Here is a 488-nt window from a genome sequence, read left to right as displayed (position 1 = left end):
TCCTGACAAGTTCGCCAGCGTACAGGTCTTCTTAGCCTGGTACGTACAGCGAGCTAAGCAGGACAAATGGTCGCCGGATGCTTCAATCGGCTATGCCAAGCGACACAAGCTGTTTACTCCTGAAGAGCTTGTTTGTGCCTCGACTTTGTACCAGTACATTGACGACCAACGCCTAGAGATTCGAAATATCGACCTGTTGGAGAAGACTAAGCGGAAGACCTCTCACCAGCACCACACCAAGGCTAAGCGCCTGGCTGGCCGCAGTATCGAGGAACGGCCTAAGGTCGTTGAACGACGCAGGCAGTTCGGTCACTGGGAGATGGATACCATTGTCGGTAAACGCAATGGCAAGGAGAGCGTCATCTTGACTCTGATTGAGCGCAAGACCCGTTGTCAACTTCTCCGCTTGATCGAAGGACGAGATGCAGACTCTGTGAGCTATGCATTGCGTGGAATCAAGCGCGAATGGGGAGCTTGCATCAAGACCA

At 52.9% G+C, this 488-nt stretch carries 1 protein-coding gene; it reads left to right on the top strand.

All coding sequences use genetic code 11. From position 1 onward, the window contains the following. Positions 1-488: IS30 family transposase (locus FD01_RS11580; RefSeq protein WP_156647307.1), on the top strand; the 488-nt coding region annotated here is incomplete at both ends.

Origin of the sequence: Lacticaseibacillus manihotivorans DSM 13343 = JCM 12514, assembly GCF_001435035.1 — a bacterium.
In the GTDB taxonomy this organism is placed as follows: domain Bacteria; phylum Bacillota; class Bacilli; order Lactobacillales; family Lactobacillaceae; genus Lacticaseibacillus; species Lacticaseibacillus manihotivorans.
This window is presented reverse-complemented; position numbering and strand designations above follow the sequence as displayed.